Below are 14,544 nucleotides of genomic sequence, written 5' to 3'. Positions count from 1 at the left end.
AACTACGAGCTAAATTGCAAATTTTACAGCTCGATCGTCACAACTTTTTTCTTGCTTTTTTCGTCGCGCAGCACGACTGTATTGTAGGGTGATGTATCCGTCCCCATCGGAATTGGCAGCTTAAAGCTACCGCTCTTATGCTTAAGTTCGCCTAAATCAATGCTTTTCGTTATATTGCCATCTGTTGCCAGATAAGCGGTAAGTTCGCCTTTATAATCTTCAATCAAAAAGTCTCTGAAGAAAACGACTTCCCCAGCCTCGACATCGATAGCAAGGATGACCGTACCGCTAAACGTTGCGCCTTTTTCTTCTTCATGAACCGTCGCCATTTTAATTTCCGAGGGGTCTTGACCAGACATATCTGCCATAAATTTTTTCTCCTGAGCGCAGCGCAATAATTAACAAGAATCTTACCTGACTCTAAGGGCGATCGCAAAACTCTTAGGACGTATTTCTGCATCGGTCTTGCTTCTCTCTAAGGTTAGAGAAGCTCGCGATCGCCCATTATACCACCAATTATCTCAATTCTTGAGTCAGTAAGTACAGACCGTTAAAATTATCTCTATAATACCCTCAAGTCTCGCAAACACCGCCGCGTTAATTCGATGCGATATTTAGCATCCTTAGTATGGAGTTTTTAAGTGATTGGGTGGAGAATTAAGCCTGATGTTTTTGATAATTTAAGAGCGATCGCACTTCACTCAAGAAAGGGCGATCGCCCGGAAAAATTATTATTTCCAGTAACGGGCTAAAATCCGCATTACTTCACCTGCGATCGGGGGACGCACCCTACACACTCGATCGCACTATTTCCACTCCAAAAACTTCTGCAAATTCAGCCGCCACGATCGCCCTAACTCGATCGACCTCAATTCCGGGGATAAACTGCTCTAAACTCCCAACAGGTCGATCGGGAATCCCGCAAGGTACAATTTGCCCAAAACCGGCGAGATCGGGACAAACATTTAAAGCAAAACCGTGCATCGTAATCCAGCGGCTGACTTTAATGCCGATCGCACCTACTTTGCACCCATCCACCCAAACTCCAGTCATACCGGAAACCCGCGAACCCTTCAACCCGCAAACTTCCAGCACCCTCAGCAGCACTTCCTCCAACTGCCGCAAATACCAGTGCAAATCTTGCTGGTGGCGCCGCAAATTTAAAATCGGATAGCCCACCAATTGGCCCGGACAGTGGTAAGTCACCTCGCCGCCCCGCTCAACTCGGTGAAGTTCCGGCTGAGTTTGCCCCGGGTCAAATTTCAGAAATTCCAGCTTTGAGCCCATTCCCAAAGTGTAAACGGGCGGATGTTCCAGCAAAATCAGGACATCTGGCAAATCTGGTTTGTCGCGGCGTTCTTGCACGAGTTTTTGCTGGATTTCCCAAGCTTGGGAGTAGGGAACAAGTCCCCAATCGAGGAGCAAGCAGGGTGGTGCATTTAGCTGTTGAGGGGTGAGAGGGGAAATCATGCAAAAAATCAATAGTGTTTTGACGGAATATTGGCGCAATTTAAATCAAGAATTGTCAACATATAATAAAAGATTTGGAAGATAAGTGTTTTCCACAATACATAGTGCTACTGTATAAAATATACCCACGTTACAGAAGGGAGGGAGCTCTATGAAGCTTGTTATCCAGGGTAAGAATATAGAAATCACCGATGCGATTCGCGAGTACGTCAATCAAAAGGTGGAAAAGGCAGTTAGCCATTTTCAAACTTTGACTACGGAAGTGGACATACATCTATCGGTGGCTCGTAACCCCAGGATCAATCCTAAGCAGACTGCTGAGGTGACAATTTATGCTAACGGCAGCGTGATTCGGGCTGAGGAAAGCACGGAAAGCCTGTATGCTAGCATCGATTTGGTTGCCGACAAGATAGCTCGTCAACTGCGGAAATTTAAGGAAAAACGCCACGACAACAAGACCCAGAGTAGTGCCAAAACGGTTACGGTAGTTGATGAACATCCTGTAGTAGCGGATCTGATTGGCGATCGAACTCCCGAACTTCCTGCTGAGGTGGTGCGGACTAAGTATTTTGCCATGCCTCCAATGACTGTGCAAGAAGCTTTGGAACAATTGCAGATTATCGATCACGATTTCTATATGTTCCGTAATGCCGAAACAGGCGAAATTAACGTACTCTACGAACGCAAGAGTCACAGCGGCTATGGAGTTATCCAACCCCGCCACAGCAACGGTAACGGTAATAGCAAAAATGGCAAAACTGCCGAAAGCGCTACATCTGAAAAATCGAGTGTTGCGAAAAGCTAGATAATTGCTGAGTGCTAATTGTTAATGGCTGCAAGCCGTTAGCAAAAAAGGACTAAAGTCCTTACTACGAACCACGAGTTTTTAGTAAGGACTTTAGTCCTTTCTGGTTTTTTAAGATAATGATTCGTAGTCAGGACTTGGGCGATATTTCCTAGAGAAAATGGAGGAACAATTATGCTATTGGAGTTAAGACAATTGAAGATTCAGCCGGGTCAGCAATTACTGGTTGAGGATGTTAACTGGCAACAATTTGAAAGTATTTTGGCGGAATTAGGAGAACGTCGTGCTTCCCGACTGTCCTATAGTAACGGACGGTTAGAAATTATGGTTCCTCTGCCCGAACATGAAAAAGCCAAAGAAATTATTGGCGACATGGTAAAAATTTTGTTGGAAACACGACAAATAGCATTTGAGTCGTTAGGTTCGACAACGTTGAAAAATGAAAGCATGAGTCAGGCTGTCGAACCGGATACCTGTTTTTACATTCAAAATCAAGCAGCCGTTATCGGTAAAAATCGCCTCGATATGAGTGTTGATCCACCCCCAGACTTAGCTATAGAAATTGATCTTACTTCTCGCACGCAGTTGGATAATTATCAAATTCTAGGAGTGCCGGAACTTTGGCGATACGCACGGCGAGGGGTACAAATCAACGTCTTGCAAGCCGAACAATATATTGAGTCTGATGTTAGTCCCACTTTCCCCAATATCCCGATTGTCCAACTGGTGAATCAGTACACTCAGCAGAGTCAAGTTGCTGGTAGAACCCACGCTATTCAAGCTTTTAAAAAGTGGGTACGAGAAAACCTCTTGTCTTAGAATTTCCGTTGTCACTAAAAACCCTTAGTTCGCAGTCAGGAATTGAGTTTTTTCTTGGTTTTTTAGACAATGAGGGATGAGGACTTTCGTCCTCACTACCAACAATATATTTAAGCAAATCCATCTAAATTTTGATGGTTTCTAAAGTTGTGAGTGCTTCTGCAACGTGTGCTTTGAAGTTCAACATCGAGTCAAAAATATGCTTGACAACGCCTTCTTGGTCAATGACATAAGTTACTCTACCGGGCATAATCCACAGTGTAGCTGGAACTCCGTATAATTGCCGCACTTTATTGCCAGTATCGCTCAGCAGTGTAAAGGGTAGCTGATATTTGGTGGCAAATTGCTGGTGTGATTGTTGGGTATCTTCGCTAATGCCTATGACTTCTGCACCCGCGTCTTTGAAGACTTCGTAACTATCTCGAAAAGCGCAAGCTTGGGTGGTGCATCCGGGTGTGTCGTCTTTGGGGTAAAAGTAGACGATAACGTTTTTTTTACCTTTAAAATCTTTGAGGCTGACTGATGTGCCAGTTTGAGATGGTAAGGTAAAATCTGGTGCGGTGTCTCCTACTTTGACTGTCATGTTTCTTTAACTTAGTAGATGTGTTTGCGGGAAATTTTAACTTTTGTTATTGTACAGTTTTTTGTGACCAATAGTTCGTAATTGCGATCGCCCGATTCGGTATCATCCCGTTTTTGCTTTCTCGCAATCCTAAAAAAAACCCTTTTTACCAAATCTGGGTGCAGCCCACGATTCGCAGTTACGCGGATTAATTCGAGAGGCTTTTTTGAACCGCACATCCACGGGGATTAACGAAGATTCTTATTAACAAGGGGAGGGGGGGCTGAAGCGTTACTACAAACTTAATTGTTATCGGCCTTTAGTTAAATTTTTTAATTCCCGCCATATTGGAGGAATTTGACCGGAGTGTGTGCGGGGCTGGGTGAGGATTCCTTGAGTGGGACTGAAAAGCAATGATAGCACAAATAATCCCGATGCAACTAAAACTATTGCGGGCCCGGATGGTAAGTTATAAAAGTAGCTGAGATACATTCCGCTAATGCTGGAAATAACTCCGATTATTGCGCCTAAAATCATTACTTGGTGCAGGCGAGTGACTAGGAGATAGGCGGTACTTGCGGGTGTAATTAATAGGGACAAGACTAGCACTACGCCAACGGCTTTGAGGCTGGCAACTATTGTGAGGGCGATGAGTACCATCAGTCCGAAGTTAAGCAGGTTTACTGGCAAACCTGTGGCTTGCGCTCCTAATGGATCGAATGTGTAAAATAGCAGTTCTTTGTAAAACAATACTACAACTAATAAGACTACGGCGACTATGACGGCTGTGTCGATCGCATCTTGGGGGGTAACGCCGAGTATGTTGCCGAAAAGAAAGTGGTTGAGGTCGATTTTGTTGTCTTTTTGGACGATCGTAATTAGGGTGATGCCGAGGGCGAAGAATGCCGAAAATACGATGCCCATTGCCGCGTCTTCTTTGATTGTCGATCGAGCTTTGATCCAAGCTATGATTACTGTACTCAAAACTCCGGCAATGAACGCGCCGAGAAAGATGTTTGCTCCGAGGATAAATGCGATCGCCAATCCGGGCAAAACCGAGTGGCTGATGGCGTCTCCGAGCAAGGCCAGCCGCTGTACCATTAGGTAGCTGCCGACGATCGCGCAGACGATGCCGACGAGAATGGCAATTAGGAGCGATCGCTGCATGAATCCATACTGCAACGGCTCAATTAAGGTTTGTATCATAAAATGATAAAATCACAGCTAACTAATGACTAAACACCAAAGCAACCCGCTTTGATTCGAGATTTATCGTTGCCCAACCCAAGATTATCAAATAAACCGCGTTCAAGAGTGTAACTCCTAGACTAATTAGGGCTGGGTAATTAAGCTGCTTGTCCGCCAAAGAACATTACTTGTCCACCGTAGGCGCGGTAAAGGTTTTCTTGCGTTAGCACTTCTTGGCGGGAACCAGCGGCAATCACTTCTGTATTTAACAAAATTAAATCGTCAAAATTGGTGATTGATTCGCCTAAGTCGTGGTTGACTACTAAGACAATTTTTCCGGCATTGGCTAGCTGGTGGAAGATGTCAAAAATAATATTTTGAGTTTTTTGGTCAACGCCGACAAACGGCTCATCAAAGCAGAAAATAGCGGCTTCTTGAGCTAAGGCTCTAGCTAGAAATACTCGCTGTTGCTGTCCGCCCGAAAGTTGTCCGATCGGTCTGTCTTTGTAAGCACTCATGCCTACTCTTTCTAAGGCATCGGCAGCGATACGGCGGCTAGCTGCCGAGAAGCGGCGAAACCATCCGGCTTTTCTGACTCTTCCCATCATGACGACATCCCAAACGGTGGCGGGATAGTTCCAGTCAATTTGCGATCGCTGGGGCACGTAGGCTACTGTTTCGAGTCGATCGGCGATCGCTTCTTCGCCCCAGGTAACCGTGCCGCGATCTGCGGGAATTAAGCCCAACATTGCTTTAATCAGCGTGCTTTTGCCGGCACCGTTGGGCCCAATAATACCCGTCAGCCTTCCCGGTTTGACGGAAAGATTGATATCTCTGAGTGCCTCTACCGTGCGGTAGTTTACTGCTAAGTGCTTAACAGTGATAATTTCAGTTTCGGTAGCGCTGTCTTTGAGGTGGCAAACCATTTGAGACCAAGGATTCTCGTTGGGGAAGGCGGCGGTATTCATTGCGGTGACTCTATCTCCTTTTTATTAAGTTTACTGTAAAAATGAAAAGAATATGAAATCATCGGTAAATAGGAATAATCGGGAACGCAGGAGAGGTAGATAATGCGACAGTCCAAGCTGGAAACCGCTCAAACCATAGGTTTTGTGGCAAAAATGTCAAGTAGGTTAAAACTTATATCTTCCACCATTCTCAATGAGCGCGATCGGGGCGGGCGAATAGCCCACCCCACCAGAATATTGAATAATTGTGGAACAGGCATCTTGCCTGTGGTGGAGAAGAGTGAAAAATGTGAGTTAAAACCGACAGCCATTGTGAAGCAATCCTATAAAGGGGAGTTTAGCCGTGAGTCGGGGATTGAAACCGCCGCCCCTGGATTGGACAAATCCAAGGTATTTTTGATCGGAACTATTGCCTGTGGCATTTTGACTGTGGGTTTATTTAGTTGCGCTCAAACCCAGAGCGATCGCCTCTCTCCAGAGGCAGATGCTAAACCCAAGGTAGTTGCTACCAGCACAATTATTGAGGATTTGACCGATCGAGTAGCGGGCGGCGAAGTTCAGTTAACAGGAATTTTGCAGCCGGGAACCGATCCTCACGTTTACGAACCGGTGCCAAAAGATTCTCAAGCTTTAGAAGAAGCTAACTTAATTTTGTATAACGGTTACAATTTGGAACCGGGATTAATTAGGATGATGAATGCCGCCGGAATTAAGGCGCGGAAATTAGCAGTGGGGGAAGTTGTCAAGCCTTTGCTATTGAATAAAGAAGGCAATACCGTACCCGATCCGCACGTTTGGGGAAATGTGGAAAATGCCGTTCAAATGGTGGAAGCAATTCGGGATGGGCTAATCGAACTGTCGCCGGAAGATCGGGAGAAGTTTACGCAGAATGCTGTGAAACTTACTGAAGAGTTAAAACGTTTGGATAGTTGGATCGAACAAGAGATTAAAACAATCCCCGAAAATAAGCGCGAATTAGTAACAACTCACGATGCTTTTCAATATTACAGCCGCGCCTACGGATTGGGAAGTGCGGGCAGTTTGATCGGGATTAGTACGGAGGAACAGCCCAGCGCTCAAACCGTGCAAAAGTTAGTAGAATCGGTGAAAGCTGCGGGAGTTCCTGCTATTTTTGCCGAGACTACTATTAACCCGCAACTGATTAGAACAGTGGCGGAGGAAGCGGGGGTGAAATTGGCGGCGCAGCAACTTTATTCGGATTCGATTGGGGCGGCAGGAAGCGAGGGCGATTCTTATGTGAAAATGATGTCGGCTAATACTCGCACCATCGTCGAAGCTTTGGGGGGGAAATACACGCCGTTTGAAGTTAGCAAGTAGCAAGTATGGTGCGTCAAAAAAGTTTTATTTTCTGTGCGGATAGGGTGACAGCTAACTGATAGCAGTTTCAAACAAGAATGCAACTGTAGGTAAACTCCAAACCCCGATAGTCATCCTTGATTCCCAATCTAAAATCTAAAATCTAAAATCTAAAATTGTATGACGCACCCTACAAGTTTCAGTTTACCTGCTTCGACAAAATTAAATTCAGCACGTTCAACTCGTTGGAACTTAAAAGATATTTATCTGTAAAAATCTTTTCTCTACTTTGCTCTAAACTGTAGCTTCTAAACACAATAAATGGAAAGTCTTGATACTTGTGCCCGATCGGCATTACACTATCTACAGGGTAGATCGATCGCACGTAAGCCGACAAAATATCCCGAAACCGCCTGTCTTCCGGTTCTTCCAGCTTACTGTCAGCAAAATACTCCTGCATTTCCTCAGCGCTGACAAAAGCAAACAGCGGTATGGCATAATAGCGATCGAACTGCTGACTCTGCTCTTCAAAATACTGAGTTTTCTGCACATCGCTGTTGAGAAATTGCAAAAGCTCGATCGCACCTCCTCTAATTGCCGATCGTACATTCTCCGGGGACGAATCGCTATCCCTAATTAGACGCATTTTGTGCAGCAACTTCTTCTCTAGACATTCCTTGATTTCCCGATGCAGCGACATCTGGTATGTTTCTACCAAATTTTGCTTAGCTAGAGGTACGAGCAACAAACTACCGCAAACATGACCGAGCTCTAAATTATCATAGCTCAACAAACCATCAAGAGGATTGCACTTCTCCAAAAATTTACGATTAAAATCGTCCCGCATTTCGAGGTAAGAATCGCCCTTTTGACGAGAATTATCAGAATTTTTCAAAACAAACTCCCCGCGACTCAAAAGCTGTTCCAGGCTCGTATAAACCTCCTTAAACAACATATTTCCTCGCTGGCTCTCGCTCTTTAATGTCTTAATTAGAGCCGCCATTTTGCTGCTAAAAGTATCCCCTACTGCGGAAACCGACTTACCGCCAATCGGAATCATCAAAAACTTTTCCCTACCTAAATAACCGTATCCTAAAATTCGCGTCATCACCGCCGTCTTCAGAATTAGCAGTAAATTCAACAAACTCAATTTGCTTTCTTGCAGGGAAAGTTCCGCATCATCTGCATAGTAAACCGCTGTATCAGATAGGTAAAAAACTAATTCTTTGTCTTCACCATCCAGGGTATTACCATCATCATCTTCCCCCCGCCCCCGATAAATCACCTGAATCACCTCCATTAGATTTTTCTCAATCTGAAAGCGGGGAATATCCACTAAAATATGTTTAGTTTTCGGAAAAGAAAGTCCACGACTTCCCGATGCAGTCATAAAAATTACTTTAGCTGTATTTTTGTATTCCTGTATTTTTTCTTTCTCCTCTTCCGAGATATTCGCGTGGACTTCCAGATAATCGGTATAGCGATTAAATTCTCGCTCATTTTGGATTTTATCAATCAACTCCGCCAATCTTCGCTTATCCTGAATGTAGACGATAATTTGTTCAACTCCCGGTATTTCTAACCGCTGATTGATATCCTTAATTATTTCAGACTGTACTGATTTAACTAAATCATTCTTGGGATTTAAAGCAGTATCTTCAGTAAACTTGACAGCTTCTACAAATACCTTATAAGTTATCTCTAAACTGCTAGCGGGATAGGAATTTGTATTTATAACTTTAGCAGGTAACAGTCTAAAATCAAAAGGGATAACTTCCAAAGCCGGGATTTCTTCAGATTTTTTTGGTAGCTTTTTAAAATAGATTTTATCCGGTTCCGGCGAGGTATCATCGAGGTGTTGTTTAATTACATCCGGGTCAACAATCGAAGCATCGGCTACAATAATTTTAGTATTAAAACCGTGTTTTGGGTTGTGCAACTCATATTTGTTAAGCAGCCTACCAATTCCATGCAGAAACTCAACACCGCCGTCATCTCCCGTAATTTCATCTATCATAATGAAAATGTGTTTGATGCGACTGGAGATTTCCTGCATTTTAGGATAAATGACTTCTTTGTTCCGCTTATTGTAAGCATCCTGAAATATTTTTTCTAAATGCTGGAGAGTATTTTTTCCTGTTTCTGTTACCTTCAAAGACTGAATAGAAACGGTAGCCACGATATTGTTTGATGTCTTGCAATTAATAAGCGAATATATTCCCTCACAAACGCTATTTAGCACCCCATTCGTTTTACCACTTGTAGGTTTAATTACCGTTTCTCCCTTCCTTTCAAGTTGAGGCTGGTGATATTCCTTCCGCTGCATTTCTGCGCTGTCGTTGATGAAGTGGACAGTTTTTTGTTGGAAATTTCCGTGATAGTTATTCGCTGCGTAGTTGACGGTACATTTTCCAGAATGGCTTTTGATGATATCGGAGTTTGTGTTGATGCAAAATAATCTGTTGTCGCACAACAAACCAGTCTTTTTATCTCGGAATTTTTCGATGATATCTAAGTTAACTTGCTTGCGGGGACTGACATAAAAGAACAAGAAGCCGTCGTTTATATGGTTTTTGAGGAAATTTGCGATCGCAGTTGTTTTCCCAATTCCCGGATTCCCAGTCAAAAACACGTAAGTTTCGTCAGATTCCAGCGCTTTGACAATTAATTGAGCGTGAGCATTTCTCAGGTGCAATCCGCGATCGATTTGCAAATCATCTGCCAATTTATCTGATATAATATCAATGGAATTGACAAAGTTATCGATCCGCTCTGTATTACGTACAGGTGTAGAACTTTTGCCAAGTGTTAACAAATCGCTGACAAATTTTTTGCCATTCTGAAAACTGCGAGCCGCGTTGAGTTGGATCGCATCTAAAACTTCGGCGCGAGCATCGTTAATCTGTTTATCTTTCGCTTCCTGCTGGTAGATTTTGGCACAATTCGCCAAGATGTCTATTTTATCACTGCGGAGGGAAATTGCGCTGATTGTGCGATCGCTATAACCGACAACATTCAACAAAACCTCAGCATCATGAGGAATAATACCAGTTGTTTGCAGAAAACCGTAGAAGCTGTGAGCGTAGCTACCCGCCTGAATCAACTTAGCGCTTTCCTTATCCTTATACTTAAAAGCCGTAAAATAGCGTTTTAAATCCTCCGAGAAATCAACACCTAAAGTGCTAGTATCGATTCGCAGATTAGAAAAAACACTTTTCGATCGCAAATAGCTAATTTCTCTGAGCAAAGACTTCCGCATCACCTCTATTTCGTTGAGATTCTCGACTTTTTCCGAAGCCAACGGAGGAGTAAACACAGACAAATCAACGCACAGAATTCTAAAATCCTTACCATTTTGCAACAAAATCAGGGTATCAGCTTGCAAAAACTCGCCTTTTTTCTTGTAGCGGCGGATGTAGGAGTTAATCTCATCGTCTGAGAAATTTGGTGGCGCTGTTTCAAACTGAGATAATACCTTCTTAAACGCTTTAAAAACTTCTGTCTCATCGTCATTCTGGGTTCTAATACTGTTAGCACAACTCAAACTGCACTGAAAATACAAGATTTGCGATAACCTTAAAGTCCAGCCCGTAGATGTGAGGTACTCCCGGAAGAAATTCCACCCACCAATAAAGCCTTTTTGGACAAAAAATAGACTCCACTTCTCAACAATTTTAGCATCCAAACTACCGAGGAGATTAGCTTCCCTAGTTATTTCCGCCATCATCTTTGGCAATTCTAGTTTCTGCAAATCGAGACGGTAGGAATCTCCGAAATTGTGAGCTATATTTTCACGCTGAATATAGGCCAGAATCCCAATATTAAATCCCACCTCAAACAGCCGTCCAAAATCTTCACCAATCATGATTAATACCTCCGTCATCCACATTCAAGACTTCTCTTACCTTATTCAAAAATGCCAGGGAATTAAAATCCGCACTACCGCCAGCATGACTAAATACAGACAAAGCACCCACCGATTCATCACCAATAATCCGCTCGTAGGGGTCAAGTTTTAAACTAATATGGTGACTAGCTTCGTACCGAGAAAAGTGGAATATTGTTAAATAGTGCAGTATAGTATCTTTAATTGCACCATCATAAATTAAGCCTTGGTGAATATCTTGGTCATCCAAAATACCTTCGTATATATGCAACAGCGTCGAGTAGGAAATCACGCCATTATAAAAGTTCTTTTCCTGCTTGACTTTAATTCCGTTAAACAAGTTGACAAACATCACCGCTTGCTGACTGGTATCTGCAAACAAGCTTTCAAGCTCCATTGCATCCTGAATGTAAAAGGATTTTCCCTTATCGCCTAGGAAACTACGGACATAGTATTTGTCAAAGAATATCGGATAAATTTTGATATCTCGGCGCTCTCCTTTCAAAGTTCGGAGCAATTTTTTTGACATGAAAGACAATTCCTCATCTTCCTCAGTCTTGGTAATATGCAGCCTACTCATGTAAGGTGCTTGGGAAATATATGCGAAATTCCGATATCCTTGCTGATAAAGCTGGCTCATGACATCTTCAAGGATTAACGGCTCAGAATAAAGACGGCTGACACTGTAATTCTCGGAAAGTGTTTTCAGCATTTCAACTTGAATTGTGCTATCGTCTAGGCGATTGATTCCCACAACTTCTCCTATTAAACTAGCTTGTCTTTGGAAGCGGTTTTGATTACCTTTTTTCGCATCACTATCTCGACTGGAAACGACAATAATTGCTAACTTGTCCAACTCTGGAGCTAGCTGTACATTGCTAAACTTAAATTTTTTCGGTATAATTGAATACATTGAACTCAAACCGTTCCGAATTGTGTAACCATTGGGCTGTTTTTTAATGCGAAACCCTTGAGAAGTTGAGCGTTGTTTTTCACTCAAAATATGAGACAATGTTTTGGAAAGATTGGCCATAAATTTTTCTGACGGCGAAGGGTTTTTGTCGTCGCCTTCATGAAGTCTTACCATCGGAATAAATAAGTTGTCCGCAGTATTTTCAAGCAATATCCTCAGACAGATATAGGACAGCAGCAGCATGGTAAACTTATACACAAAAATGGCCGCAGGTTGTAAACCTTTATTACCGCTATCTAGTCGTCTATCGTCATAGGGAAACACAACTAATTTTGTCTGAAAATGTTTTTCGTAGATGGCTCTAGAGCGATCGGCTTTAGGTGCAGAAAGTACAGGCAAAACATCGACATCTTTGATATTGTATTCCATGCTGAAATTTTGGCGTTCATCAGTAGGAAAATAGCGGACATCTTCTATGGTGATATTGACTGGTAGCTGACAAATAGATCTTTCATCGACACTAGGATCTTTGACGGTAATATAATGGAGCGTTTGCTTGTAATTTCGCTCCATAATTTCATTAAAAAATTTACCAGTAGTCAAAATATTGTCAATATCCTCTACTAGACCCATTTTGAGGTTTACGTGTCGCGTTTCTGTTCGGCTTGGCAAAGTTGTCTGCCGCTCCAGAAAGCCTTTCAGCATTTTTTTAAGATGCGTGATTTTGTGCTTTATATTAAACTGATTAAATCCTTTAAGAAAGTTGCGAAATAGCTCTCTTTTTGCCTCATCATCAGAACCTTGTAGGACTGGCAATACTCTTTGCTCAAATATGGCGATCGGCTGATAATTAAACTCAGATTCAGGGTCGTAATTTTTTGCTAGTGGATTGCTGCGGGAAGCAAACACAAAATAGTATAGTAATGCTATTTTAAATACCTTGCGGACGAAGGTTTCGCTATTAACATCTTCGGCAAATTCTGCTTGATGTTCTTCACTGTCTGGATTTAGCAGATTTAGATAATATTCAAATACATCTTTTCCACCGCGCGCTTGAACTGAGTTATCAAATTTGACTTTGAGTCCAAAAATAAACTTACGTTCGTTACGAGCATTGTCGGTACTTTCTCCCAAATAACCTTCTACAATGGGAATAATTGGCAGAAAATCTAAGGCTTCCGCTCTCGCAAATATCTCTCTGTAATTAACTCGAATACCAGCATAATTAACCTCGTGATCGCCATCAGATTTATTGGGATCGTTAATATAATCTTCTATCAATCTGAGGCGGCGAATCAAGTCTTGTAAGTAGATGATTCCTACAGTATCTGTACTGCTAGCGCGAATGTGTTCTAGGAGATAGTCCAAATAAATAATCTTAGCTTCTTTGTTAATTTTCCCCAGAGTTTCTTTATCTACCACTCGGATTAATTTGTGAAAATTAGAGTCTGGATTTTCAACCATCTCATCAAGACGATGCTTAAGTTGTTGTTTATCATCGTTAGTCTCGGCATTTTCATTAATATAGTTTTCCAAACCTTTTTTTAGTTGTTGTTCAAAAATATCAGTATTTCGGACAGCAATGGTCAATTTATGCAGTTTTAAAGTCGCATGGCTGCCCGAATCAAGACGTTGCAAAGTTAGCTTTTCTTTTTCTAAATCAGTGTGGCATTTGCCAAAATCGTATTTGAAGCCTAACTCTTGGCCGTTTCCCCGAAAAGAGGGTGAATCTAAAGGACTAATCAAAGTAGCGACAAAGCTTTCAATAGAAGTATTTTGTGGCAATTTAGATTCTAAGTGCTGCTGCAAACACTGTTGAATCTGCCTGACTAGACTGCCAAAATGCTCCTCAATTTCCGGCGGAAAATTAACACTAGCAGAATCTGCTTGACGTTCAAAAGAACCCAAGGGTTTCCGCACTTGAATTTTGGAAACATCCGCAGCAATATCATCAATATCGATGAGCATACGGATGTTGTCGTCGGATAATTTAAATGGGTTTTTAGTCTGTAAAACTTCTAAAATTTTGTCCAGCAAATCGCCATAGTCAACTGGAACTAAATCGCTGTCATCCAATCTTAAGATGTTCACCCTGTTAACCCCTTCAAAAAGCTTGAATCCACTCTTTCACATCGTACTCAGTCCAAACCCCATTTACCCAATAAGGATCGGCTTCCACCAATTGTCGCACGGCCGCCTCATCTTCCGCTTCGTAAATTGCAAAAACTTTAGTTAAGTCTTTTGTTGGCCCGATCGTACTTAACACACCCGATTCCTTCTGCTTAGCCAATCCGGCTAAATGAGCGTCTCGAAACGGAGCGCGTTTTTCTAGAACGTCTTCGCAGTAGCTTCCCCACATCACATATTTAGTCACGGTTTTGAGCCTTAGATGAATTTGTTTAAAAGTTATTGTACAATAAGAGTAACAGGATTTAACGAATATTTTAACGATAAGATTAATGAACCGCAGAGGGCGCAGAGGGCGCAGAGGAAGAGGGGAAAGAGAGATGATTGTTAGATAGGAGAAGATGGCTATGACTTTATTAGACCTCTTGCAAAAAAAATCTATGCTATAATAGAAGGTTTTCAATTTAATCCCCCTAGAGCTAACTCATA

The 14,544-nt window shown here is 42.4% G+C and carries 11 protein-coding genes; 3 read left to right on the top strand and 8 right to left on the bottom strand.

Annotated features, from left to right (window positions below; all coding sequences use genetic code 11):
- Positions 1-23 precede the first annotated feature (23 nt).
- Complete coding sequence (locus tag QUA74_RS23695; protein WP_333334051.1) at positions 24-368, bottom strand: hypothetical protein; 345 nt, start codon at positions 366-368, stop codon at positions 24-26.
- Positions 369-789: 421 nt separating this feature from the next.
- Positions 790-1,470 carry a lipoyl(octanoyl) transferase LipB gene (gene lipB / locus QUA74_RS23690; RefSeq protein WP_333334049.1) on the bottom strand — a complete coding sequence of 227 codons (681 nt, stop codon included), beginning with the start codon at positions 1,468-1,470 and terminating at the stop codon, positions 790-792.
- Between the two features lie 151 nt (positions 1,471-1,621).
- Between lipB and hpf the strand changes: the two genes are divergently transcribed.
- Positions 1,622-2,275, top strand: a complete 654-nt coding sequence (gene hpf, locus QUA74_RS23685; protein ID WP_333120983.1) for a ribosome hibernation-promoting factor, HPF/YfiA family — start codon at positions 1,622-1,624, stop codon at positions 2,273-2,275.
- A gap of 174 nt (positions 2,276-2,449) precedes the next feature.
- Positions 2,450-3,094, top strand: a complete 645-nt coding sequence (locus tag QUA74_RS23680; protein WP_333334048.1) for a Uma2 family endonuclease — start codon at positions 2,450-2,452, stop codon at positions 3,092-3,094.
- Between the two features lie 124 nt (positions 3,095-3,218).
- Here QUA74_RS23680 and QUA74_RS23675 read toward each other — a convergent pair whose 3' ends face one another.
- The 3 genes from QUA74_RS23675 to QUA74_RS23665 form a co-directional block, all read right to left on the bottom strand.
- Positions 3,219-3,677, bottom strand: a complete 459-nt coding sequence (locus tag QUA74_RS23675) for a peroxiredoxin (RefSeq protein WP_333334046.1) — start codon at positions 3,675-3,677, stop codon at positions 3,219-3,221.
- Positions 3,678-3,965: 288 nt separating this feature from the next.
- Entirely contained in the window at positions 3,966-4,862 is an 897-nt protein-coding gene (locus QUA74_RS23670) for a metal ABC transporter permease (protein ID WP_333334044.1), read from the bottom strand.
- 140 nt (positions 4,863-5,002) lie between these two features.
- On the bottom strand, positions 5,003-5,812 hold the full coding sequence (locus QUA74_RS23665) for a metal ABC transporter ATP-binding protein (protein ID WP_333334043.1): 810 nt from the start codon (positions 5,810-5,812) through the stop codon (positions 5,003-5,005).
- A 102-nt stretch (positions 5,813-5,914) separates the two neighbouring features.
- On the opposite strand from QUA74_RS23665, the gene QUA74_RS23660 reads away from it, so the two are divergent.
- Positions 5,915-7,150: a metal ABC transporter substrate-binding protein gene (locus QUA74_RS23660; protein WP_445251665.1), complete on the top strand. Its 1,236-nt coding sequence runs from the start codon at positions 5,915-5,917 to the stop codon at positions 7,148-7,150.
- A 178-nt stretch (positions 7,151-7,328) separates the two neighbouring features.
- Here the strand turns inward: QUA74_RS23660 and QUA74_RS23655 are convergent, their stop codons facing one another.
- From QUA74_RS23655 to QUA74_RS23645, 3 genes are read right to left on the bottom strand one after another with little or no spacing between them, the layout of a single operon-like run.
- Positions 7,329-10,994, bottom strand: a complete 3,666-nt coding sequence (locus QUA74_RS23655) for a helicase-related protein (RefSeq protein ID WP_333334042.1) — start codon at positions 10,992-10,994, stop codon at positions 7,329-7,331.
- On the bottom strand, positions 10,984-14,019 hold the full coding sequence (locus QUA74_RS23650) for a hypothetical protein (protein WP_333334040.1): 3,036 nt from the start codon (positions 14,017-14,019) through the stop codon (positions 10,984-10,986). Before QUA74_RS23650 ends, QUA74_RS23655 begins: the two co-directional genes overlap by 11 nt.
- Before the next feature lie 13 nt (positions 14,020-14,032).
- Positions 14,033-14,302, bottom strand: coding sequence for a YciI family protein (locus tag QUA74_RS23645; protein WP_190741349.1), 270 nt, complete (start codon positions 14,300-14,302; stop codon positions 14,033-14,035).
- Between the last annotated feature and the right edge of the window lie 242 nt (positions 14,303-14,544).

The sequence above is a fragment of the Microcoleus sp. LAD1_D3 genome (assembly GCF_036702135.1).
Lineage (GTDB): Bacteria > Cyanobacteriota > Cyanobacteriia > Cyanobacteriales > Microcoleaceae > Microcoleus.
Note: the sequence above shows the minus strand (reverse complement) of the source record. Positions and strands in the feature narration are given on the sequence as shown.